Source organism: Amycolatopsis sp. NPDC102522 (genome assembly GCF_055584485.1).
The window spans coordinates 330,004-352,226 of the sequence record NZ_JBVJLY010000007.1 but is presented as its reverse complement, the minus strand read 5'-3'; the positions used below and the strand labels follow the sequence as shown (position 1 = coordinate 352,226).

Below are 22,223 nucleotides of genomic sequence, written 5' to 3'. Positions count from 1 at the left end.
CCGGTCGAGGGCTCGCCCGAGCGAGCGATCGCCGACCCCGAGAGCAGGCCAGCTACCCTAAGGCACGTGTCTTCTCCCACCACTGATCCTGTCGCCACCCGTCGCGTTTCCTTGCTGACCCTCGGTTGCGCCCGCAACGAGGTCGATTCCGAGGAACTCGCCGGACGGCTGGCGGCGGGCGGCTGGGAGCTCGCCGCCGAGCCCGAGGACTCCGACGTCGTGGTCGTCAACACCTGCGGCTTCGTCGAGTCCGCCAAGAAGGACTCGGTCGACACCCTGCTCGCGGCGGCCGACACCGGCAAGAAGGTCGTCGCCGTCGGCTGCATGGCCGAGCGCTACGGCAACGAGCTGGCCGAGAACCTGCCCGAGGCCCACGCGGTCCTGGGCTTCGACCACTACGCCGACCTCGCCGACCGCCTCGACGACGTCGTGGCGGGCCGCAAGGTCGAGTCCCACACCCCCTCCGACCGCCGCAAGCTGCTGCCGATCAGCCCGGTCCAGCGCCCGACCGCCGCCGAGTCGGTCGAGGTGCCGGGGCACGCGCAGCACGGCTGGGGCCCGCGGGTGCTGCGGACCAGGCTCGACACCTCCCCGGTGGCCGCGCTGAAGATCGCCTCCGGCTGCGACCGCCGCTGCTCGTTCTGCGCGATCCCGTCGTTCCGGGGTTCCTTCGTGTCCCGGCAGCCGGACGAGATCGTCGCCGAGGCCATGTGGCTCGCGGAGAACGGCGTCAAGGAGGTCTTCCTCGTCTCGGAGAACTCCACCTCCTACGGCAAGGACTTCGGCCGTGACGGTGCCCGCGCGCTCGAACTGCTGGTCCCGCGCCTGGCCGCGGTGCCCGGGATCGAACGCGTCCGCGTCTCCTACCTGCAGCCCGCCGAGACCCGCCCCGGCCTGGTCAAGGCCATCGCGACCACCCCGGGTGTCGCCGACTACTTCGACTTGTCGTTCCAGCACTCCAGCGAGACCGTGCTGCGCCGCATGCGCCGTTTCGGGTCCACGGACTCGTTCCTCGCGCTGTGCGACCAGATCCGCGAGTACTCGCCCAACGCCGGCATCCGCACCAACGTCATCGTCGGGTTCCCCGGCGAGACCGAGGAGGACGTCGCCGAGCTGGAGCGCTTCCTGAACGGCGCGCGGCTGGACGCGGTGGGCGTCTTCGGCTACTCGGACGAGGACGGCACCGAAGCCGAGACCTTCGACGGCAAACTCGACGAGTCCGTGGTGAACGAGCGGGTCGCGCGGATCTCCGCACTGGTCGAGGAGCTGACGTCGCAGCGGGCCGAGGACCGCATCGGCGACTTCGTCGACGTCCTGATCGAGCAGGCCGAGGACGGCGAAGACCCGATCGGCCGCGCCGCGCACCAGGCCCCCGAGGTCGACGGCGAATGCGTCCTGATCGAGACGGACGACCTGCCCTCGCTGGCGGTGGGTGACTTCGTGCGCTGCGAGGTCGTCGATTCCGAGGGCGTCGACCTGATCGTGCGGCCCGCACCTCCCGAGGCCGACCGGTGAATGCCGCCCCGAGCGACGCCGGGGCCGGTGAGGGGACGGGCGGTGAGCACGCCCGGGTGCCCGAGGCCACCCCGGTCCCGACCCTGAACCTGGCGAACCTGCTCACGATGTCGCGGCTGGTGCTGGTGCCGCTGTTCGTGATGGCGCTGTTCACCGGGGACGGGACGGACACCTTCTGGCGCGCGATAGCCACCGCGCTGTTCGCGATCGCGTCGTTCACCGACCAGGTCGACGGCTGGGTCGCGCGCAAGTACGGGCTGATCACCGACTTCGGCAAGATCGCCGACCCGATCGCGGACAAGGCCCTGATCGGCGCCGCGCTGATCGGGCTGAGCGTGCTCGGCGAACTGGGCTGGTGGGTCACCATCGTCATCGCGATCCGCGAGATCGGTGTGACGCTGCTGCGGTTTTGGGTGATCCGGCACGGCGTCATCCCGGCCAGCCGAGGCGGCAAGGCCAAGACGCTCGCGCAGATCGCGGCCATCACCGCGTACCTGCTGCCCCTGCCCGCCTCCGCCGAGCCGGTGCGGTGGATCCTGATGGGTCTCGCGCTCGTGCTGACCGTCGTGACCGGCCTCGACTACGTCGTGCGCGCGGTGCGGCTGCGCTCGGCCGGACGGCGTGCCGCGGGCGCATGAAAGCTGAGACCTTGATCACTCACCTGATCGAGCGAGGGGAGACGGTGGCGACCGCGGAGTCGCTGACCGCCGGGCTGGTCTGCGCGACGTTGACCGAGGTCCCCGGATCGAGTGCCGTCGTCCGGGGCGGCCTGATCGTCTACGCCACCGACCTCAAGGCGTCGCTCGCCGGGGTCGACGCGGACCTCCTCGCCACCCATGGCGCGGTGCATCCCGAGGTCGCGGCGCAGTTGGCCGCCGGCGCCAGGGACCGCTGCGGCGCCACTTGGGGCCTCGGCCTGACCGGGGTCGCCGGTCCGGCCGGACAGGACGGCGTCGCACCCGGCACCGTCCATGTCGGGCTCGCCGGGCCGGACATGCTCACCGTCCGTACGCTGGGCTTGAGCGGCGATAGAGCCTCGGTCAGGGCGGGTGCCGTCGGTGGCGCGTTCGCCCTGCTGGGGGAACATCTCGCATGATCGCCGCGTTCGCCCTTGGCGTATTGCCGTGTCAACACCTGCGCCCGGGGCACCGCTCTGGGTAACGTAGGGGGTAGTCAGTCCTGGAAGGGAGGCGCGTGATGACCGTGCTGTTGCGCGAGGCGATCGGCGACCGGCTCCGACACGCCCGCACGAACCAGCGTCGAACGCTGCGGGACATCTCCCGCGCCGCCAGGGTGAGCCTCGGCTACCTCTCCGAGGTCGAGCGTGGGCAGAAGGAGGCGTCCAGCGAGCTGCTGGCGTCCATTTGCGATGCCCTGGAGCTTCCGTTGGGCGAACTCCTGCACAAGGTCGCGGCGGACGTTTCGGCGATGGACAACGTCGAGGTCGCCCCGGTGAACGAGAAGGTCGAGGCGGGCAAGCGGCGCGCTCCGGAGCGGGAGAGTGCCGAAGCGGGCCTCGAAGGTGGCCGTCTGGTGTCCGAGCTGATCGGCAACGACCTGGCCGACCTGCGGATCTCGCCGCCGCCGCGGATGAGCCCCGCGCTGCGGACGACGATCTCCGCACCGAAGATGGTCGCCGCTTAGCGAGTCGTGAACGCCGAGAGGCCCCAGGCAGTCCGCCTGGGGCCTCTCGGCGTTTCGCCGGATCAGTTCGCGGCGGCGTCGAACGTGCCCGCCTGGTAGGAGCCGCCCTTGGTGCGGGTGATCACCAGCAGGCGGTTGGCGGCGTTGATCATCGCGACCAGGTAGATCAGCGCGGCGACCTGGTCGTCGTCGTAGTGCTTCCGCACCTGGGACCAGGTCTCGTCGGAGACGCCCTGGTGCGCGTCGGCGAGGCGGCTGCCTTCCTCCGCGAAGGCCAGCGCTGCCTGCTCGGCCTCGGTGAACACGGTCGATTCGCGCCAGGCGGCGACCAGGTTGACGCGGACCGCGGGTTCGCCCACGGCCGCCAAGTCCTTGGCGTGCGCGTCGACGCAGTAGCCGCAGCCGTTGAGCTGGCTGGCCCGCAGCGACACCAGCTCCTGGACGACCTTCGGCAGTGTCGAGCCTTTGATACCGACACTGACTGCTGCGAAGCGCTTGCCGAGCTTGGCGCCGAGTTCGTTGCTGTTCAGGTCGAAACGGGAATCCATGATCTCGCCCTCATTCGTGGTCGTGTGCTGAACCGGACGACCACCAGATGCCGGTGGGCGGGAAGCGCTGACAGTACGAGGACGTGACGTGCGCCACGCTCGCGAAGTGTCAGAAACCGGCGAGGTCCGGTGTCTGGTGGGGGACACCGTCCCCAGGAACAGGAGCAGTCCATGTCCGACACCGCCGCGGAGGCGTTCGTCGCCCACCGGAACCTGCTCTTCACCGTCGCCTACGAGATGCTCGGCTCGGCCGCCGACGCGGAGGACGTCCTCCAGGAGACCTGGCTGCGCTGGGCGGGCGTCGACCTCGGCGTCGTGGAGAACCCGCGGGCCTACCTGGTGCGCATCACGACCCGGCAGGCGCTCGGCAGGCTGCGCACGCTCGGGCGCCGAAAGGAGTCCTACGTCGGCCCGTGGCTGCCCGAACCGCTGCTCACCACACCCGACGTGGCCGACGACGTCGAACTGGCCGACAGCGTCTCGATGGCGATGCTGCTGGTGCTGGAGACGCTCACGCCGACCGAGCGCGCGGTGTTCGTGCTGCGCGAGGTGTTCGACGTGGCCTACGCCGAGATCGCCGAAGCCGTCGGCAAGACCCCGGCCGCGGTCCACCAGATCGCGCACCGGGCCCGGGCGCACGTCGCGGCACGGCGGCCGCGTGGCGCCGCGACCCCGGGCGAGACCCGGGACGTGCTCGACGCGTTCCACCGGGCGGTCCGGACGGGTGACCTGCAAGGGCTGCTCGACGTCCTCTCGCCCGACGTCGTCTTTCTCGGCGACGGGGGCGGCGTGGTGCAGGCCGTGCTGGAACCCCTGGTCGGCGCCGCGGTGGTCGCGCCGCTGCTGGCCGCGAGCCGTCCGATCCGGGACGACGCCGCGACGATGCGGACGGCACAGGTCAACGGCCATCCGGCGCTGATCCTGCGGCTGGGCGGCGAGGTCGACACCGTCATCGCGCTGCGCGTCGAGGACGGCCTCATCACCGGGCTCTACGCCGTGCGCAACCCCGAGAAGTTGTCACGCATGGAAGAGGAGACCGCTCTGCGCCGCTGACTCCGGCCGTTTTCACCCAGGGTCACCGGCCGGTGAACCCGAAAGGTCGTGGACATCACAGTCAGGGGGATCCCTGAATTCCGTCGGGGTCGCCTGGAACGCGGGACGCCGACCTGACACGATGGAACTCAACGCCGGGGTCGGGACGTTGCAACATCACAGAGGGGACGCCCCACCTCGAGGTAACAGCCCGTGGGATGCGAGAAGGCAGGCGGAGGAGATGGCCAACCCGTTCGTGAAGTTCTGGAAGTACATGATGGCGGCGTTCTCGTCGAAGATCGACGAGCACGCTGACCCGAAGGTACAGATCCAGCAGGCCATCGAGGAGGCACAGCGCAATCACCAGGCGCTGACCCAGCAGGCCGCCTCGGTGATCGGTAATCAGCGTCAGCTGGAAATGAAGCTGAACCGCCAGCTCGGCGACGTGGAGAAGCTTCAGGCTTCGACCCGCCAGGCGCTGGTGCTCGCCGACGAGGCGCGTGCCAAGGGCGATGAGCAGAAGGCGACCGAGTTCGAGAACGCGGCGGAGAGCTTCGCCGCGCAGCTCGTCACCGCCGAGCAGAGCATCGAGGACCTGAAGACCCTGCACGACCAGTCGCTTCAGGCTGCGGCGCAGGCGAAGAAGGCCGTCGAGCGCAACGCGACCATGCTGCAGCAGAAGCTGGCCGAGCGCACCAAGCTGCTCTCGCAGCTGGAGCAGGCGAAGATGCAGGAGCAGGTCTCCGCTTCGCTGAACCAGATGAGCCAGCTGGCCGCACCGGGCAACACCCCGTCGCTGGAAGACGTTCGCGACAAGATCGAGAAGCGCTACACCACGGCGCTCGGCTCGGCCGAACTCGCACAGAACTCCGTCCAGGGCCGGATGATGGAGGTCCAGGCCTCCACGACGCAGCTCGCGGGACACTCGCGGCTGGAGCAGATCCGCGCGTCCATGAAGGGCGACTCCGTCGCTCAGGTGACCGACGGCAAGACCGCCGCCGCGCCGAAGGCGTCGGGCGGTGCGGACATCCAGCGTGAGATCCAGGCACGGGTTCAGGCCGAACAGGGCAAGAACCCCGCCTGAAACACCACTCAGAGCCGGTCCCGCACCCTCGCGGGTGCGGGGCCGGGCTCATCTGACGACAGGGGCGAGGGCAATGGGTCAGGGCAGGCGCAAGGACTTCGGGGAGTTCACCGCCAAGCTTGAGAAGCACATCGAAAAGCTTCCCGACTACGCCCAGCGCGCGCAGGAGAAGCTGCAGCGCTACATCCCGCCTTCCGAGCAGGGTTCTTCTCCGCGACCCGCTCGGCCCTCGCGGCCGCGTCCGCAGATGCCCCAGATGCCGCCCATGCCGAAGATCTCGCAGCAGCTGTCGTCGATGGCGACGGGGCAGATCCCGGTGGTCGCCGAGGCGAAGGCCAAGTGGGCCCGCTGGAACGAGCCCGCCGCCAAACTGGAGAGACAGAAGCGCCGCACGTCCCGTGCGCTGACCTTCTGGATCCTCCTCACCATCCTTTGTGGACTGTTCGCCTTCGTCGCGGGCGCCGGTCTGCTGAAGTCGGGTCAGGCCGACGTCCTCCAGGCCATCGCGGGCGGCGCGTTCACCGTCGTCTTCGGCACCTTCGGGGTCAAATCGGGACTGCGGCTTCGGTCGCTCAAGCGCACCGTGCTGCCCGCCGCGCCCGCCGCCCCGGCGCCGCTTCCCCCGGCGCGGTCCGTCGCGCGGGAGCCGATGGAGCGCCTCGCCGAGAGTGAGGCTTCGCTGGCGGAGCTGCTCCGCCAGCTTTCGCAGCCGACGTCGCTCGGCACCATGCCGGTGTCGGAGATCGCCGTCGCGGACGCCCGGACCACCGCCGGCGAGGCGGCACAGGCCCTGCGCGGGCTGGCGGGCCGCATCCAGGCCATCGAACGCGGACGCGACGCGGCGCCCGAGCGGGAACGCGGCGCCCTCGACGCCGCCATCAAGCAACTGCGCGAGCAGCTCGACGACGGACTCGACGGCTACGGCGGTCTCGTCGCGGCAGCCGGGCACACCGTCGCCGCCAGCTCGGACGGCATGACGTCGTCCAAGGAATCGCTCTCCGACGCGACCGACAAGCTCGCCGGGCTCGCGATGGCACTCCGAGAGCTGTCTTAGCCACGGGGCGGGCGCAAAGGGCGTCCGTGCCGCGTGGGTCCAGCTGGTCGTGAGTGGCGATTCGGGTTCTAACCGTGCTTGCCACTCACGAGGCCCTTGGCCCGCTACGGTCCGGCACCTTGGTCGTCTGAAGTACGTGAAGGCCCTTCGCGACACCGAGCCCACCGACCCCTGAAAGTCTCCAATGTGGCGTTGGGGACGCTCAACGTCCCCAACGCCACATTGGGCGCACAGCTCAACGACGTGACACGGTTGCCCTACCCGCCAATAGTCCGAATCGCCACTCACGACCAACGCGCCCCAGCACAGTCCGGCACTTGGTCACCTGAAGTACGTGAAGGCCCCCTTCATTGCGCTAGGCGCAATGAAGGGGGCCTTCACGGACTTGCGACCACCAGGACCGACCCAGGCGTAGAGTCCGCAAGTGGACTGTCCTGAGCAGGCGCTTTCCTGGACAATCGTCCCATTCGTGGTCGCTAATACTCCATTGAGTAACGACTCTCTCACTGTGCGGTACCGAAACGCTCGCATAACCCGAAACCGCTGGTTACGGCAACCCGCGATGCCTAACGTTTCTCTCATGCACGCAGTGCTTTTCCCAGCTCGGGCCTGAACCCAGCCCGCGTGAGCGGGCGTCCCAGGGTGGCGGACCGGACACAGTGGATCTCGCGCAGTGGTCTTTCTCGTCCCCCCACCGAGGAAAGGACGCCCAGTGACGACGCTTCCCCCGGAACCAGAGCCGATCCCCGCACCGCCTCCCAGCTCCTACCAACGTGTCATCGCGGCCTACGACAGGATCTCCGAGGTCGACCGGCCCGATGTCTGGATCACCCTCCGTCCCGTGGAAGACGCCCTCGTCGAGGCGAAGGCGGTCGATGAGCGGGTTCGCGCGGGCGCGGATTTGCCGCTCGCCGGAATCCTGGTGGCGGTCGCCGACGTCATCGACGTCGCCGGTCTTCCCACGGCGGGGGGCGAGCCCTGCTGCGCCGGTGCCCCGGCCGTGTCCCGGCTGGCCGAGGCCGGGGCGGTGGTGATCGGCAAGACCAACTGCGACAGGTTCGGCAGCGACCTCGAACACACCCACAGTCCGTACGGCGTCGTGAGCGCCGCGCTGAACACCGCCCGCGTGTCCGGGAGCGCGAGCAGCGGGGCGGCCGTCGCCGTCGCGCTCGGCCTGGCCGATCTGGCGGTGGCCACGGACACGGCGGGAGCGGGCCGGGTGCCCGCGTCGCTCAACGGGATCGCCGGCTTGAAGCCGACCTTGGGCCTCGTGCCCAAGACCGGGGTCGCGCCGTGCGGCGGTGTCGCCTTGTTCGCGCGCAGTCTCACGCTGGGGCAGCGCGCGCTGGGGCTGATGACCGGTCCCGACGGGGCCGACCCGCTCGCGCGTGACTGGCCTCCCGACGTCCGGCTTTCGGCGGGGGACCGGCCGCGAGTGGCGATCCCGGGCTCCGAAACACTCACCGCCCTTTCGCTGCAGTCCCGGTCCGCTTTCCTCGGCGCGGTTTCGGCGCTGCGGGCGTCCGGCGCCCTCGTGGAGACGGTGGAGGTCTCGGCACTGTTGTCGGTGGGTGAGCTGATCCACGACGACGGCTTCACCGCCGACAGGCAGCGCGTCGCCGAGGCCGGGATGCTCGCGCTCCGGACGCTGTCCGAGTACGACGCCCTGGTCCTCCCGACCGTCGCGGACCATCCCGAGGTCTCCGAGGCACTGTCCGATCCCGACGGTGTCACGAGACGGCTGGAGCGGTTCACGGCGTTCGTCAACCTGCTCGACCTCGCCGCGGTCACGGTGCCGTCGTCGCCGTCGGATCTCGGGCCGTACGGGGTGTCGGTGGTGGTCCGGCCGTTCGACGACCAGGTCGCCATCGACCTCGCCGCGGTGCTCACCGACGAACAGGCCGATTTCCCTTACCCCGCACCAGGGGCGGATCTCGTGGTGTTCGGTGCGCATCTGCGCGGGCAGCCGTTGAACGAGGGGCTGGTCACCGCGGGGGCACGGTTCACCGGGCTGGTCCAGACCGCCGAGGGCTATCGGATGCTGTTGCTGCCGACCGATCCGCCCCAGCCGGGCGTGGTGCCGGTGAGCGCCGCGGGCGAGCGCACGATGCTGTCGGGCGAACGTTGGCGGCTCTCACCCGCCGCTCTCGGTGCCTTCGCGGCGACCTTGCCCGCTCCGTTCGTCCTCGGCCGGATCCGGCTGGAGAACGGGGAGACACCGCTGGCCGTCCTTTGTGACCAGGCGGCCACGGCGACGGCGACTGAGCTGACGCGCTACCAGTGCTGGCGGGCCTACCTGAGGTTCGTCAGTACGGCCGGGCCGCGAGACCTCGGGCGACCCGCTTGACCAGACCGGGACCGTGCAGGGCGAAACCGGTGTAGAGCTGGACGAGACCGGCGCCGGCGTCGAGCATCCGGGCGGCGGCGCCGGCGTCGAAGACACCGCCGACGCCGATGATCGGCAGCTCGCCGCCGGTTTCGTCGTGCACGAATCGCACCACTTCGACCGAGCGCGCCGTGAGCGGGCGGCCGGAAAGCCCGCCCGCCTGCTCGCCGACGGCGGCCTCGGGCGGCGCGATCCCTTCGCGTGACAGCGTCGTGTTGGTCGCGATCAGCCCGGCGACACCGTGATCCAGGCAGACCTGAAGCAGTTCCGCGAGCGCCTCGTCGGTCAGGTCGGGGGCGACCTTCACCAGCACCGGCGTCGGCTTCGCGTCCCCGGCGAGTTCGGCCGAGGTCTTCCGGAGCTCGCCGAGCAGTTCGGCCAGCGCCGACTTGTCCTGCAGTGCCCGCAGTCCCGGCGTGTTCGGCGAACTGACGTTGATCGCGAAGTAGTCGGCGTAGGGGTACAGCGCCCGCAGCGAGAACCGGTAGTCCTCGACGGCCTCGCCGAGCGGGGTCACCTTGGACTTGCCGATGCTGACGCCGAGCGGCACCGGCGGCTTCCCGCTCGCGGCGAGGCGGGCGGCGAGCGCTTCCGCGCCTTCGTTGTTGAAGCCCATCCGGTTGATCACCGCGTCGGTCTCGGCGAGGGTGAACAGCCGCGGTTTGCCGTTGCCCGGCTGCGGATGCCGGGTGACCGTGCCGACTTCGACGAAACCGAAGCCGAGCGCGGGCCAGGCGTGCAGCGCGCGGCCGTTCTTGTCCATCCCCGCGGCGAGGCCGACCCGGTTCGGGAAGCGGAGCCCGAGGAAGGTGACCGGATCGTCCGTCCGGTAGACGCGGCCGAGCGCGCCGAGAACGGGGGAGACCCGGCTCAGCCTGGCGAGCGTGCCGATGGTGCGTTCGTGCACGGTTTCGGGGTCGCTGCCGGAGACCCGGTAGAGAGCGGGGCGGACGATCTTGTCGAAGAACACGCGCCCATCATGCCCGGTGAGCTCTAGCGGCTCGCCTTCCACTCGTCTTCGAGCATCGCGAAGACGAGTTCGTCGGTCCATTCGCCCTTGACGACCTCGTTCTCGCGCAGATGCGCTTCCTTGCGCATGCCCAGGCGCTCCATCAGCGTCGCCGACGCGGTGTTGCGTCCGTCACAGCGGCCGATGATCCGGTGCAGTCCCAGCTCTTCGAAGCCGAGCCGCAGCAGTTCGGTGGCGGCCTCCGCGGCGAACCCCTTGCCGTGGTGATCGGGGTGGAAGACGAAACCGATCTCGCCCTGGCGGTGCTCACTGCTGAGGTATTCGAGGTTCAGGTCGCCGATCAGCTGTCCGGTCTCGGTCAGTTCGACGGCGATCGCGAGGAGCTGGCCTTCCTTCGACAGGCTGCTGCTGTGCACCCGTTTGGCGAGTGCCGCGGCGGATTCGGCCCGGCTGCGCGGCCCCCAGTAGAGATAGCGGGCGACGTCGGCGCGGGACTGGAAGGAGTTGAGTTCGTCGAGATCCGCCGAGGTGAAGGCGCGGAGGGTCAGGCGCTGGGTGGTGATCGGGAAGTCGGGACTCAACATGGCGTCAGGTTATCCAGTCGGCGGGGTTCCCGGGGCGGGAACGGCGGCGGACGGTCATCCGGGGCGGCGGGTGGTACCCGCCGAGCTCGCAAAAGGGCCCATAACCCGGAAATGAGGGTACCCCGAGGTGGCTCCCGGACGCCGGAATCGGCGGCCGGGCCCGAGCCGGACCGGTGCTCGGGAACCTCGGGGGCCCGGTGACTGCCTGGTATTCGCTATCAGGCATCACGCGAAGCAGAGACGACGAGCCGAAGGTGGCTCCAACTTGCGTTGTATCGCTGCTCGAAAGTCCTACGCGTGCCGTCCGCTAGCGGACAGTCACCTCACGAGTCCTGTTGGAATACAACTTTGGACCACCTCCTCTCTCGTGTACCGCCACGCTAGGCGAGGAGTTCGGGGTCCTGCAACAAGATTTCTTCGATCTCCGCCAGCAGGACGTTCTTGTCCGCCGAGGGCAGAAAAGACGCTTCCACCGCGTTCGTCGCGAATCGGGCGATTTCGGCCGCTGTCAGGCCCAGTGTTTCGGCGACCGCCAGGTACTCGCCGTCCAGGGTGGCGCCGAACATCGGCGGGTCGTCGGTGTTGAGCGTGACCACCACACCATGGTCGAGCAGCCGTCGCACGGGATGCGCCGCGATCGACAAGACCTGCCCTGTGCGTAGATTCGACGTAGGGCAGACCTCCAGCGGAATCCGGTGCACGGCAAGGTGTTCCAGGAGTGCCGGATCGGTGTGCGCGCCGACGCCGTGCCCGATCCGCTCGGCGCCGAGATCGTGCACCGCAGACCAGACGGTGGCGGGCCCGGTGGTCTCGCCCGCGTGCGGGACGCTGTGCAGCCCCGCCTCCCTGGCCGTGGTGAAGAACGGGGCGAACTGCGCGCGGCCGACACCGACCTCGGGGCCGCCGAGCCCGAAGGACACCAGGCCCTCGGGGCGTTCGCGGAGCGCGAACACGACCGTCTCGCGTCCGGCGACGATCCCCTTCTCGCCGGGAATGTCGAAGCACCAGGCCAGTTCCACGCCGTGGTCCGCCCGTGCCGCCGCCCGGCCGGTGGCGAGCCCGGTGAGGAGATCATCCGGCCGCATGCCGTCGAGGACGTGGTTGTACGGCGTCACGGTCACTTCTGCGTAGCGGGCGTTCTGCGCGGCCAGATCGGCCGCCAGCCCGGTGACGAGGGTGTGGATGTCGCGGGCGTCGCGCACCAGCGACGTCACTGCCAGGTAGTTGCGGAGGAAATGCGGGAAGTCGCGGAAGGTGAAGAAGTCAGCGAGTGCCGCGGGCTCGGTCGGCACCCCCGCGGCGGGACGGCGGCGGGCCAGTTCCAGCACCGTGGGCAGGCTCGCCGAACCGACGAGGTGAACGTGGAGTTCGACCTTGGGCAGGGCGTGCACGAACGCGCGCAGCACCTCGCCCGTGAGGATTCCGGGCATGACAAAGCTCCCTGGGAAAGAAAGTGAAGGGTGACGTGCGGAGCGGACGACTCAGGGAGCGAGGTCGCCGCGTTCGGTGTCGGCCCCGTAGAGCGGGAGCTTGAACAGCGTCACGCGGCCCAGTCTAGCGGCTGGGAGCGGGCCCTGACTGGCATTTCGGGCAGAACCAGGTCGGCCTCGCTTGGTGCCCGGGGCCCTGGGAAGCGACCCTGAGCCGCCCACCGCAGCGGAAACAGCCCTGTTTGGTCCGCTCGTACACCCAGTGTTCACGGCCGCGGCCCAGATCCCCGGTGGTGGTCTGCGAGGTACGCCAGGCGTTGGCCTTCAGCAGTTTGCGGCCGAGCGCGACAGCCTTGGCCGTGTCCACTTCGGACACCGGCGTCCATGGCGTGACCCCGAGCAGGAAGCACATCTCGACCTTGTACATGTTCCCGACGCCCGCCATGATCCGCTGATCCAGCAGGGCGTCACCCAGTTCGCGATCCGGATCCGCGGCCAGCGCGGCCGCCGCCCGCTCCGCGAGTTCGTCCGTCCACTGTGGATCGAGTAGATCCGGGCCGAGGTGGCCTACCAGGCGGTCTTCTTCGTCCGTGGGCACGAGTTCGAGGTCGTGCACGCGGAAACCGATCGCCTGCAGGTCCTCGGTGGTGAGGATGACGCGGGCCTGGTGCGCCGGATGCCGCCAGCGCGCGCCCGCCCGGTAGACGTCCCACTTGCCGTCCATGCGCAGGTGACTGTGCAGGGTGAGATCGCCGGAGAACCGCGTCAGAAGATGTTTGCCGACCGTGCCGACGCCGAGCACGTCGCGGCCCGCGAGATCCGTCGTCGCCAGCTGCGGGACCCTGAACTCGCCTCGCAGCAGGGTCTTCCCGGCCAGTGCCTTGTCGAGGACCTTGCCGGCGAGGAAGACGGTGTCGCCTTCGGGCATCGGCGCTAACCCGTGCCGGTGTCGCTCAGCTTGGCGGACTCTTCGGTGGTCTCGGGTCCTTCGTCGCCGCGGACGCGATGGCGCCCGGCCCGGCTCGAGCGGAGGACCTTCGCCAGCACCATGTTGAAGGTGAGCGCGATCTCCTGCGCGCCGGGGGAGTGCCACTCATGGATCGGGCTGCACGCGCCCTGCGCCTGCTGCACCGCGAGCCTGTCCGGGATGGCCGTCGGCATCACCAGCGGGCCGAAGTTCTCCCGCAGCTCCGCCACGCGGAACTGGTGCTCGTAGGAGCGCACGCGGAGCTTGTTGACCACGACGCCGATCGGCCGCAGCCCCGGGTTCTGCTCCTCGCGGATCTTCTCGATCGCGTCGAGGGCGCGGCGGGCGCCGGAGACGGCGTACATCGTCGGCTCGGTGACGATCAGGGCGCTGTCCGCGGCCACCAGCGCGGAGCGGGTCAGCCTGCCGAGTGACGGCGGGCAGTCGAGGATCACCAGTTCGTACGGTTCCTCGCGCAGCGGGTTCGTGTGCAGTTCGTCGAGCGCGCGGGAGAGGTTCTCCAGGCGGCGGATGTCGGCGTCGGGCTCGTTGAGCATCTCCAGCTCTTCGGCGCCGACGAGGACATCTATCTGGTCGCTCCACACGCTGGGCGCGATCGCGCGTTCCAGCACCGAGCGCACCGGCGTCTCCAGGACGTCGGCCAGCGTGCGGTCGGTGAGGGGCGGGTCCAGCGAGGTGGTGGCGTTGCCTTGCGGGTCGAGGTCGGCCACGAGAGTCCGGGCGCCCCTACGCAGCGCGGCGGACGCGACACCGAGGGCTACCGTCGTTTTACCGACGCCACCCTTCAGGCTGAGAACAGCGACCGTGTGCACTCGATACAGCCTACGGGCAGTCGGCGGGGCGGCTCCTTGGCAAGGTGTCGAACACCGCATCGGACTACACCCGGCGGCGCCCGGACGGCGGGCATTACGCTGTGCGTTCATGAAGACGGACACCGTGGCCACGCGGGGATCGGGGGCGGTTCGCCGGGTTCTCGAAGCAGAACTCCGGGCCGCACGGGCGCGAGGCGCACAACAGCCGCACGTCGTCGACGTCGGCGGCGGCAGCGGGGGCTGGGCGGTACCGCTGGCCTCGGCGGGTTGCCTGGTGACCGTGGTCGAACCGAACCCCAACGCGCTGGCGACCCTGCGCCGCCGCGCCGAGGAAGAGGGCGTCTCCGGCAGCATCAAGGTGATCGCCGACGACTCCGACGCGCTCGGAGCCCACGTCGCGGCCGGGTCGGCGGACCTCGTGCTCGCGCACGGGCTGCTCGAGGTCGTCGACGACCCGGAGCTGGTGCTCGCCGCGCTGGCCGCCGCGGTCAAACCCGGCGGCGCGGTCTCGGTGCTGGTGGCGAACCGCCACGCCGCGATCCTGCAGCGCGCGCTGGCCGGACGGCTCGGCGAGGCGCGGGAACTGCTCGCGGCCGAGAGCGGCGTGCTCGGCGGCGGCCGGGAGACCGTGCTGCGGCGCTTCGACGCCGAAGCCCTTCGCGCGCAGCTGACCGAAGTGGGCCTCGAGGTGACCTCGCTGCAGGGCGACGGCGTCGTGGCGGACTTCGTGCCCGGTGGGGTGCGGGAAGAGGACCTGGCGGAGTTCGAGTTGGCGGCCGCGTCCGTTTCGCCGCTGCGGGACATCTCCAGCCGGCTGCACGTGCTGGCCCGCCGTCCTGCCTGAGCGCTGCTATGAAAGGCCCGTTACTTGCACAATTTGCAAGTAACGGGCCTTTCATGTCACGCGGCGGAGGGAACTGTCGGTGGTCCCGGCTAGCGTCCACCCGTGGGACGAAATGCTGAACTGCCCGGTGGGATGGCCCGCTACCGGGTGACCACCGGGGCCACCACCTGGCCCGACGACACCGGGTGCGGTCTGCTGCACGTCGACATGGACGCCTTCTTCGTGTCCTGTGAACTGCGCACGCGCCCGGAACTGGAGGGCAAGCCGGTGGTCGTCTCCGGCGGCGGCCCGAGGTCGGTCGTGGCGGCCGCGAGTTACGCGGCGCGCGAGTTCGGCGTGCGGTCGGCCATGCCGTTCTCGACCGCCAAACGGCTCTGCCCGCAGCTGATCTGCATCACCCCGACATTCGGCCTCTACGGCGAGGTGTCCCAAGGTGTCATGGCGATCTTCCGCGAGCTGACGCCTCTGGTGGAGCCGCTGAGCCTGGACGAGGCCTTCCTGGACGTCAGCGGGGCGCTCAAGCGGCTCGATTCCTCGCCCGCGCGGCTCGGCGCCTGGATCCGGGAGCGGGTGGCCGCCGACTTCGGGATCAGCTGCTCGGTCGGCGTCGCGAAGGTCAAGTTCGTCGCCAAGCTGGCGTCCGGGATGGCGAAACCGGACGGCATGGTCGTCGTCCCGGCGGCCGAGACGCTCGCGTTCCTGCGGCCCTTGCCGGTGTCGGCGCTGTGGGGCGTCGGCAAGCGCACCGAGGAGCACCTGCGGCAGCAGGGCCTCGACACCATCGCCGACGTCGCCGCCGCGCCGCTGGCCCGGCTGCGGCGCTCACTGGGCCGGGCGCTGGGGGAGCACCTGTGGGCGCTCGCGAACGGGCACGACGAGCGCGAGGTGATCCCGGAGACGCCGGACAAGTCGATCGGTGCCGAAGTGACCTTCGACGTCGACCTCCACGACCGCTCCGTGCTCGGGCTGGAGCTGCTCCGGCTGTCGGAACGTGTCGCCGCCACCCTGCGCCGTCGCGGGCTGCGCGGGCGGACGGTGTCGATCAAGGTCCGGTTCGCGGATTTCAAGACCATCACCCGCGCCAGGACGACCGCCGTCGGGGTGGACGTGGCCCGAGACATCCACCGCACCGCCGTCGAACTCCTCACCGAGCACGCGCCGGCGGGCGCAGTCCGCCTGATCGGCGTAAGAGTCGAGGGATTGGACACGGAGAGTAGCGGAGAGCAGCTACTTTTCGACTCACCCGAACCCCGTTGGCGGGATGCGGAAGTTGCCGCCGACGTCGCGAGGTCGAAGTTCGGCGCCGCCGCGGTGCGGCCCGCGTCACTGCTGACCCCCCGTGACCAGTGACATTGCCTGTTCGGCCGTCTTCGAGAGAGCCGAGTCGGGTGGTTTCGGCCAATTCGATCCCTTCTGGATACGGGATCGGGTAGTCGGACGAGCGCGGGGCTCGTATCCTGGACAGAGACACCCCGCCTGGGGTTGTCTGTTGGGTCCATGACGTTGCGCGGCCCGGCGCCCGCGACAGCTGTGCCGGAGGAGGAAAGATGCCACTCTCCGAGCATGAGCAGCGGCTGCTCGATCAGATCGAGCGCGAGCTCTATGCCGAGGACCCCAAGTTCGCATCCACGGTGCGAGGCACCCGGTTGCGCCGCCCCGCTCGCCGACGGCGTTTGCAGGGCATCGCCCTGTTCGTAGTGGGCGTCGCACTGTTGGTGCTCGGCGTGGTGGTCAACATCCGGGTGGCCGAGATCCCAGTGATCAGCGTGCTCGGGTTCCTCGTGATGTTCTTCGGAGTCATGATGGCCGTCACGTCGATTCGGCACGGAGCCGAATCGGAAGGCGGTAAGGACAGCGGTGGCCAAGGAGCAGGCGGAGGTGGTGGCGGCGGCAAGTCGTCGCCGCGCCGGAGCTCCTTCACCCAGCGCATGGAAGAGCGCTTCCGGCAGCGCTTCGAGGAGCAGTAGCTCTCACACACGCGAACATGCCGACGGGGCCATGCCCCGTCGGCATGTTCGCGTTGTCATGCGCGTCGGACGGCCACGCACGAGGCCGGTGGTCGTGAGTGGCGATTCGCGTTAGGGCCGAGAGTGTCTTAGGTACCTACTGCCGGGCGGTTTCGTGTGTCGTCCACTCGGTCATACGGCACCACCGGCTCGGGTCCAGGTGGTCGTGAGTGGCAAGTGGGGTTAGAACGACACTTGCCACTCACGACCAACCCGACCCACTCGCCACCGCCGCCCTGGTCGCCTGAGTACGTGAAGGACCCCTTCATTGCGCTAGGCGCAATGAAGGGGTCCTTCACGTACCTCGGCAAACCCGTCGGCTACTTGTCCCGTCGCCGAAGCGATCGCGGGAACAGCCGGCCCTTCCACGACATCGGCGCGTTCCGCTTCAGGCTCTTGCGGACCTCGTCGAAGGCCGGGCCCAGCGCCTGGTCGTCCGCCGGCTTGTCGGAGTACCAGGACGTCTCCACGACGCCGATGACCGTCCGCAGCCCGGAGCGGCCTTCCTCGTCCAGACGGTGCTTCTCGACGACCTTCCGGCCCGCGACTCGCACCGTGTCGCCGTCGGAGAGCGGCAGGCCGCGGTCCGCGCACTCGTCCAGCAGCTCGCGCCACGCCGCGTCGGCTGCGGCGGGGGAGTGGGACGCGATCTTCTGCAGCCGCAGCCGTCGCTTGACCTCCCGGATCGCCGTCGGCGTGCCGAGCCCGCCGAGGACGACCACCAGCACGAGCGCGAACCACCACGACACCCACGCCGCCAGGAACGCGAACGCCGCCACCCACAGCCCGATCGCGATCAGCGGCAGCCAGTTCGTCACGTTCTGGTTGTCCAGGAACCCGTGATCCGAAGCGGGTGAGTCCGGCGAAGGCGCCGAGCGCATCAGCGCCCGGTATCTCAACCGTGACCGCACGATCGCGACCACGGTCAGCGCGGCCGCCAGCCCGCCGAGGATCCCGGCGAGGATCGCGGGCCACAGCGGCTCCTCGTCCTGTTGGTCCCCGTTGCCGTCCGCGCCGGAGTCCGCGCCCGGGTCACGGGGTGTACCGGTCGCGGGGATGCTCGACGCGGGCGCGCTCGGCACTTCCTGGGTGTCGTTGGCCGCGGAGCTGCTCGTGTCGCCCTGCAGGTACGGCGGGACGACCGCGCGGCCGTCGACCAGCGGGGTCGGGTCGAAGCTGACCCAGCCCTTCGTCTGGAAGTAGACCTCGACCCACGCGTGCGCGTCTTCGGAGCTGATGGAGAGGTGATCGCCCTTCGGCGTACCGGAGGTGAAGCCGATGGCGACCCGCGACGGGATGCCGACCGCCCGCAGCATCACGGCCATCGCGGACGCGAACTGCTCGCAGAACCCGCGTTTGCCGTTGAGGATGAAGTCGGCGAGCGCGTCGGGGTCCTTGGAGTCGGCGGTCTTCGTGTCGTAGACGAAGCCGTTCTGCGCGGTGAAGAACGACCAGAGCGCCTGGGCCTTGTCGAAGTTGTTGGTCTCGTTCTCCGTCAGCTGCTTGGCCTTCGCGGCCACCCGGGGGTCGACGCGGTCGACCTGGACGAACTGCTGAGGTACGTCGCCCGGGAGGGCGTCGTCGTTCCGGAGTTCGTTCTTCGACGGTTCCTTGATGGCCGCGGTCTCGGTGTAGGCGGGCGCGTTCTGCTTGGTCGTGGTGAACACGGCCCCGCCGACGGGGTCGTACAGCCAGTTTTCGGCCAGCCCGTTGAGCGTCCGGGGCACCCCGTAGATCGGCAGCCAGTTGTCGACCCAGTTCGTCGGCTCGATCCGGATCTCGCGGCTGGGACCGGTGCCGTCGTCACCCGTGACGGGCGGGAGCGGCTGGTTGGCCTGCACACCCTGCTGGGCGCGGCCGTTCTGCGCCAGGCCCCAGCCCTTGTTCGGCGTGTAGGTGTCGAGGGTGAACGCGCGCAGCAGCCGCTTGTCCGCGCCCATCCCGTAGACCTTGAACAGCTCGACCTTCTCGCCCTGGTCGAGCAGGCCGCGAAGCTGCGTGAACGGCTCGACGCCGAAGCCGCCCGCCCCGCCGCGGCCGGATCCATCGGCGCCGGGGAGCCTGCCGACCGTGCCGACGCCGGTGACGGCCGTGCCGATGACCAGGCCCATCGCGATCGCCGCGGCCACCACGCCGACGGGGGCGGACAGCGTGCTCGCCGAGTTGCCGAGTCCGGGCGCGTCCCGGTTGCGCCAGCGGCGATGCCGGTGGTTCCCGTCGACGGCGAGCAGCCCGGCGAAGGCACCCGCGCCGAGCAGGAACGTCCACCACGGCAGCATGTCCTCGGCCAGCGCGGCGGGGACGGCGTACACGCACAGCAGCACCAGACCGGTCGCGGCGGGCGCGGCCGCGGCCACGGCCAGGGTGTCGACCAGGACCGCGACCAGGCCGATCGCGATGGTGATCAGGCAGAGGATCGGCGGCGTGCCCTCGACCGGCGGCAAGCCGATGCGGATCTGCTCGGCCGCCGCGGCGAGCACGCCGCGCAGTTCGTCGAGCGCGGCCGGGCCGGGGATGATCTTCAGGATCCCGCTGGTGGTGAACGCCCCGGTGATCAGGAACAGCAGCACCAGCAGCTGTGCCAGGCCGACGACGATGGTCGGCGCGCGCAGCGAGCGCAGGGCGAGCCCGGTGGAGGCGATCAGCACGACGGCGACCAGCAGGTAGCCGAACCACGCCCAGCCGGAGACGACGCCGGTGAGCGAAGTCGAGGCGAACAGCGTGGCGAGCCCGGCGGCGACCGGCGCGAGCACGCTGCTCGTCCAGACCGGGGGCTGCGCCGCGGGACGGGGCTGGGGGGTGTGCGGCCGGGGTGGCGCGGTCGCGGTCACAGGCCGCCTCCGATCAGCGTGCCCCGGCGGGTGGCGGTCTGGCAGAGCTCGGCCCAGACCTGCGGCATGGGCGAACCGGGGCCGGCGACGACGACGCCCCAGCCCGCGGCGCGCAGCAGCGCCACCGATTCTTCGGTGGCGGCGGCGCGGTTTTCGGGCCGGTTGACGCCGGAGGACCAGCCGGGGGTGTCGAGCAGCACGGCGAGGCTCCGGATCCCGCGCGGGCGGTACCGGGACAGCTCGTGCACGGATTCGTTGCTGACGGTGCCGAGCACCGCGATGAGTTCCTGTCCCTCGGCCGGGTCGTGGCCGAGGGTGATGTCGCGCTGGTGCGCGGGCTGGAGCGCGGCGAGGACGTCGAGCACGATGTTGTCGTAGTGCTCGCCGCCCTCACCGGGGGTGTCGGCCAGGGTCTGGCCGTGTTCGGTGATCAGCCGGACGCGGTGACCGGAGCGGCGCAGGTGCAGCGAGACGGAAGCGGCGAACGAGACGGCCCATTCGAGGCTCGCGGCGGGACCGGTGCCGTGGTGCGCGGCCGCGCGGTGGTCCAGCAGCACCGTGGTGCCGCCCCGCCACGGCCGCTCCTCGACGCGGACCATGATCTCGTCGCGGCGGGCGGTCGAGCGCCAGTGGACCTTCCGCAGGTCGTCGCCCTGGCGGTACTGCCGGACGATCACGTCCGACTCGCCCTGCCCGGCGTGCAGGCGGATGCTGCCGTCGTCGCCCGCGCCGATCCCGGCGCCGCTGGGCAGGCCCCACAGGCCGACCGCTTTCGGCACGACGACCAGCCGGGAATGCGCGATGAGCTCGCGTTCGAACTCGCACAGCCCGAACGGGTCGGTGATCGTCGCCCGCAGCGGGCCGACCTGCTGGATCCCGCGCAGCACCGGCTGCAGCGGGTACCGCAGCACGACCCGCCTGTCGTGGGGCAGCCGTTCGACGACGAACCGCGGCCGTGAGCCCAGCGCGTAGGGCACGCCGTCTTCGAGCAGCACCTCGCCGGCCGGGAGCCTGCCGTTCCGCCAGAGTTCGAGCTGGACCTCCCCGGGCGAGCCGACCGAGACCCGGTCCGGGCGCAGCGTGCGGGCCGCGCCCAGCTTCAGCCGGGTCGCCGAGATGAAGTAGGCGACCAGCAGGGGCAGGGCGATGACGAACACCGCGACCCGCAGCAGGTCCCGTTCGTTGAGCACGAACGAGCAGACCGCCGCGGCGACGCCGGCGGCGAGGAGGCAGCGGCCGCGTGTGGTCAGGCCGGACAGAGCACGCAGCATGGCGCCGGAATCCAATCAGCGATGGTTCGTGCCCGAAGAGCCCTGCGGAACGGGAACACGGTGCAGGATCGCGCGGACCACGTCCGTGGCCGAACGGCGGGCGGCGTGCGCCTCGGTGGTGAGCACCATGCGGTGCGCCAGCACCGGGACCGCGACCGTGTGCAGGTCGTCCGGGACGACGAACTCACGACCGGACAGCGCGGCCTGCGCACGGGCGGCGCGGACCAGCTGCAGGGTCGCCCGCGGCGAGGCACCGAGCCGGATCTCCGGCACCTGGCGGGTCGCGGAGACCAGGTCGACGGCGTACCGGCGGACCTCCGGCGACATGTGCACCGACCGCACCGTCTCGATCAGCCGCTGCACCGCCTCACGGTCGGAGACGGGCTCGAGATCGGCCAGCGGGTTGTGCCCGGCGTGCTCGTCGACCATGGCCAGTTCGGCCTGCTGGTCGGGGTAGCCGATGGACACCCGCGCGGTGAACCGGTCCCGCTGGGCCTCGGGCAGCGCGTAGGTGCCCTCCATCTCGATCGGGTTCTGGGTGGCGATCACCATGAACGGCTCTTCGAGGTGATACGTCGAGGTGTCGACGGTGACCTGGTGCTCTTCCATGCATTCGAGCAGCGCCGACTGTGTCTTCGGCGAGGCGCGGTTGATCTCGTCGCCGACCACGATGTTCGCGAACACCGGGCCGGGCCGGAACTCGAACCCGCCGCTCTGCCGGTTGTAGATGGACACCCCGGTGACGTCGCTGGGCAACAGGTCGGGGGTGAACTGGATCCGGCTGACGGTGCAGTCGATCGAGCGGGCGAGCGCCTTCGCGAGCGAGGTCTTGCCGACCCCGGGGACGTCTTCGACGAGAAGGTGGCCTTCGGCGAGGAGGGTCACGAGCGCGATGCGGATGACTTCGGGTTTTCCGACCAGTACCCGCTCGACGTTGGCGGCGATCCGCCGCGCCGTCTCGTGCAGTTCGTCCAGCGACGCACGGCCAGCACGGCCGTTCTGCGCTTCGCTGACCGAGCCCGCGGCCGTGGGGTACGGCGCTTGCCCGGTTGCCTGCTCGCCCTGCTGTTCGCCGGGCGTCGCAGACTGGATTCTCGACGTCACTCGACCTCCTGATGCCGCGTGGCTGGATGTCCGCTTTGGTCCGCTGAAGGCCAGCATTTCCACACCCGAGCAGTCCCTCGGGCAGCGGTCAGCCTCCCACGAAGTGTGTCAAACTCGGGC

20 protein-coding genes are annotated in these 22,223 nt (G+C 70.2%); 11 read left to right on the top strand and 9 right to left on the bottom strand.

Annotation, left to right across the window (positions count from 1 at the left end; translation table 11 throughout):
- The first annotated feature begins 66 nt into the window (after positions 1-66).
- The 4 genes from rimO to ACZ6YV_RS20030 all read left to right on the top strand — a co-directional run bounded on the left by rimO (position 67) and on the right by ACZ6YV_RS20030 (position 3,159).
- Positions 67-1,515, top strand: coding sequence for a 30S ribosomal protein S12 methylthiotransferase RimO (gene rimO, locus ACZ6YV_RS20045; protein ID WP_465511005.1), 1,449 nt, complete (start codon positions 67-69; stop codon positions 1,513-1,515).
- The gene (gene pgsA, locus ACZ6YV_RS20040) at positions 1,512-2,153 is read left to right on the top strand and encodes a CDP-diacylglycerol--glycerol-3-phosphate 3-phosphatidyltransferase (protein ID WP_378237089.1); all 642 of its coding nucleotides are present in this window, start codon (positions 1,512-1,514) and stop codon (positions 2,151-2,153) included. Before rimO ends, pgsA begins: the two co-directional genes overlap by 4 nt.
- Positions 2,150-2,611 (top strand): CinA family protein, encoded by a 462-nt coding sequence (locus ACZ6YV_RS20035; protein WP_465511004.1) that lies wholly within the window; start codon positions 2,150-2,152, stop codon positions 2,609-2,611. The genes pgsA and ACZ6YV_RS20035 overlap by 4 nt, the downstream gene beginning before the upstream one ends.
- Before the next feature lie 101 nt (positions 2,612-2,712).
- Complete coding sequence (locus ACZ6YV_RS20030; RefSeq protein ID WP_378237092.1) at positions 2,713-3,159, top strand: helix-turn-helix domain-containing protein; 447 nt, start codon at positions 2,713-2,715, stop codon at positions 3,157-3,159.
- A 62-nt stretch (positions 3,160-3,221) separates the two neighbouring features.
- Here ACZ6YV_RS20030 and ACZ6YV_RS20025 read toward each other — a convergent pair whose 3' ends face one another.
- Entirely contained in the window at positions 3,222-3,707 is a 486-nt protein-coding gene (locus tag ACZ6YV_RS20025; RefSeq protein WP_465511003.1) for a carboxymuconolactone decarboxylase family protein, read from the bottom strand.
- A gap of 171 nt (positions 3,708-3,878) precedes the next feature.
- On the opposite strand from ACZ6YV_RS20025, the gene ACZ6YV_RS20020 reads away from it, so the two are divergent.
- From ACZ6YV_RS20020 to ACZ6YV_RS20005, 4 genes are all read left to right on the top strand, one after another.
- Positions 3,879-4,760: an RNA polymerase sigma-70 factor gene (locus ACZ6YV_RS20020; RefSeq protein WP_465511002.1), complete on the top strand. Its 882-nt coding sequence runs from the start codon at positions 3,879-3,881 to the stop codon at positions 4,758-4,760.
- Between the two features lie 220 nt (positions 4,761-4,980).
- On the top strand, positions 4,981-5,823 hold the full coding sequence (locus tag ACZ6YV_RS20015) for a PspA/IM30 family protein (protein WP_364036970.1): 843 nt from the start codon (positions 4,981-4,983) through the stop codon (positions 5,821-5,823).
- 73 nt (positions 5,824-5,896) lie between these two features.
- Positions 5,897-6,877: a phage shock envelope stress response protein PspM gene (pspM, locus tag ACZ6YV_RS20010; RefSeq protein WP_465511001.1), complete on the top strand. Its 981-nt coding sequence runs from the start codon at positions 5,897-5,899 to the stop codon at positions 6,875-6,877.
- Between the two features lie 712 nt (positions 6,878-7,589).
- Entirely contained in the window at positions 7,590-9,224 is a 1,635-nt protein-coding gene (locus ACZ6YV_RS20005) for an amidase family protein (RefSeq protein ID WP_465511000.1), read from the top strand.
- Here ACZ6YV_RS20005 and ACZ6YV_RS20000 read toward each other — a convergent pair.
- From ACZ6YV_RS20000 to ACZ6YV_RS19980, 5 genes are all read right to left on the bottom strand, one after another.
- Positions 9,184-10,233 (bottom strand): quinone-dependent dihydroorotate dehydrogenase, encoded by a 1,050-nt coding sequence (locus tag ACZ6YV_RS20000; protein WP_465510999.1) that lies wholly within the window; start codon positions 10,231-10,233, stop codon positions 9,184-9,186. The genes ACZ6YV_RS20005 and ACZ6YV_RS20000 overlap by 41 nt on opposite strands.
- A gap of 23 nt (positions 10,234-10,256) precedes the next feature.
- Positions 10,257-10,817: a GNAT family N-acetyltransferase gene (locus tag ACZ6YV_RS19995; protein WP_465510998.1), complete on the bottom strand. Its 561-nt coding sequence runs from the start codon at positions 10,815-10,817 to the stop codon at positions 10,257-10,259.
- 380 nt (positions 10,818-11,197) lie between these two features.
- A complete protein-coding gene (add, locus tag ACZ6YV_RS19990) occupies positions 11,198-12,247 on the bottom strand; it encodes an adenosine deaminase (RefSeq protein ID WP_465510997.1) in 1,050 nt (349 codons plus the stop codon).
- A gap of 124 nt (positions 12,248-12,371) precedes the next feature.
- Positions 12,372-13,175, bottom strand: a complete 804-nt coding sequence (locus ACZ6YV_RS19985) for a DNA-formamidopyrimidine glycosylase family protein (RefSeq protein ID WP_465510996.1) — start codon at positions 13,173-13,175, stop codon at positions 12,372-12,374.
- Between the two features lie 5 nt (positions 13,176-13,180).
- Positions 13,181-14,047 carry a ParA family protein gene (locus tag ACZ6YV_RS19980; protein ID WP_378237104.1) on the bottom strand — a complete coding sequence of 289 codons (867 nt, stop codon included), beginning with the start codon at positions 14,045-14,047 and terminating at the stop codon, positions 13,181-13,183.
- A gap of 109 nt (positions 14,048-14,156) precedes the next feature.
- Here ACZ6YV_RS19980 and ACZ6YV_RS19975 point away from each other — a divergent pair, with 109 nt between their 5' ends.
- From ACZ6YV_RS19975 to ACZ6YV_RS19965, 3 genes are all read left to right on the top strand, one after another.
- A complete protein-coding gene (locus ACZ6YV_RS19975; protein ID WP_465510995.1) occupies positions 14,157-14,891 on the top strand; it encodes a methyltransferase domain-containing protein in 735 nt (244 codons plus the stop codon).
- A gap of 132 nt (positions 14,892-15,023) precedes the next feature.
- The gene (gene dinB, locus ACZ6YV_RS19970) at positions 15,024-16,241 is read left to right on the top strand and encodes a DNA polymerase IV (RefSeq protein ID WP_465511035.1); all 1,218 of its coding nucleotides are present in this window, start codon (positions 15,024-15,026) and stop codon (positions 16,239-16,241) included.
- 197 nt (positions 16,242-16,438) lie between these two features.
- Positions 16,439-16,858, top strand: a complete 420-nt coding sequence (locus tag ACZ6YV_RS19965) for a DUF3040 domain-containing protein (RefSeq protein WP_465510994.1) — start codon at positions 16,439-16,441, stop codon at positions 16,856-16,858.
- A gap of 359 nt (positions 16,859-17,217) precedes the next feature.
- Here the strand turns inward: ACZ6YV_RS19965 and ACZ6YV_RS19960 are convergent, their stop codons facing one another.
- Genes ACZ6YV_RS19960 through ACZ6YV_RS19950 form a run of 3 tightly spaced genes read right to left on the bottom strand, consistent with a single transcriptional unit; the run spans position 17,218 to position 22,103 of the window.
- Entirely contained in the window at positions 17,218-19,728 is a 2,511-nt protein-coding gene (locus ACZ6YV_RS19960) for a transglutaminase TgpA family protein (protein WP_465510993.1), read from the bottom strand.
- Positions 19,725-20,999 carry a DUF58 domain-containing protein gene (locus ACZ6YV_RS19955; protein WP_465511034.1) on the bottom strand — a complete coding sequence of 425 codons (1,275 nt, stop codon included), beginning with the start codon at positions 20,997-20,999 and terminating at the stop codon, positions 19,725-19,727. Before ACZ6YV_RS19955 ends, ACZ6YV_RS19960 begins: the two co-directional genes overlap by 4 nt.
- Positions 21,000-21,014: 15 nt before the next feature.
- Positions 21,015-22,103, bottom strand: a complete 1,089-nt coding sequence (locus ACZ6YV_RS19950) for an AAA family ATPase (protein WP_465510992.1) — start codon at positions 22,101-22,103, stop codon at positions 21,015-21,017.
- Positions 22,104-22,223 lie beyond the last annotated feature (120 nt).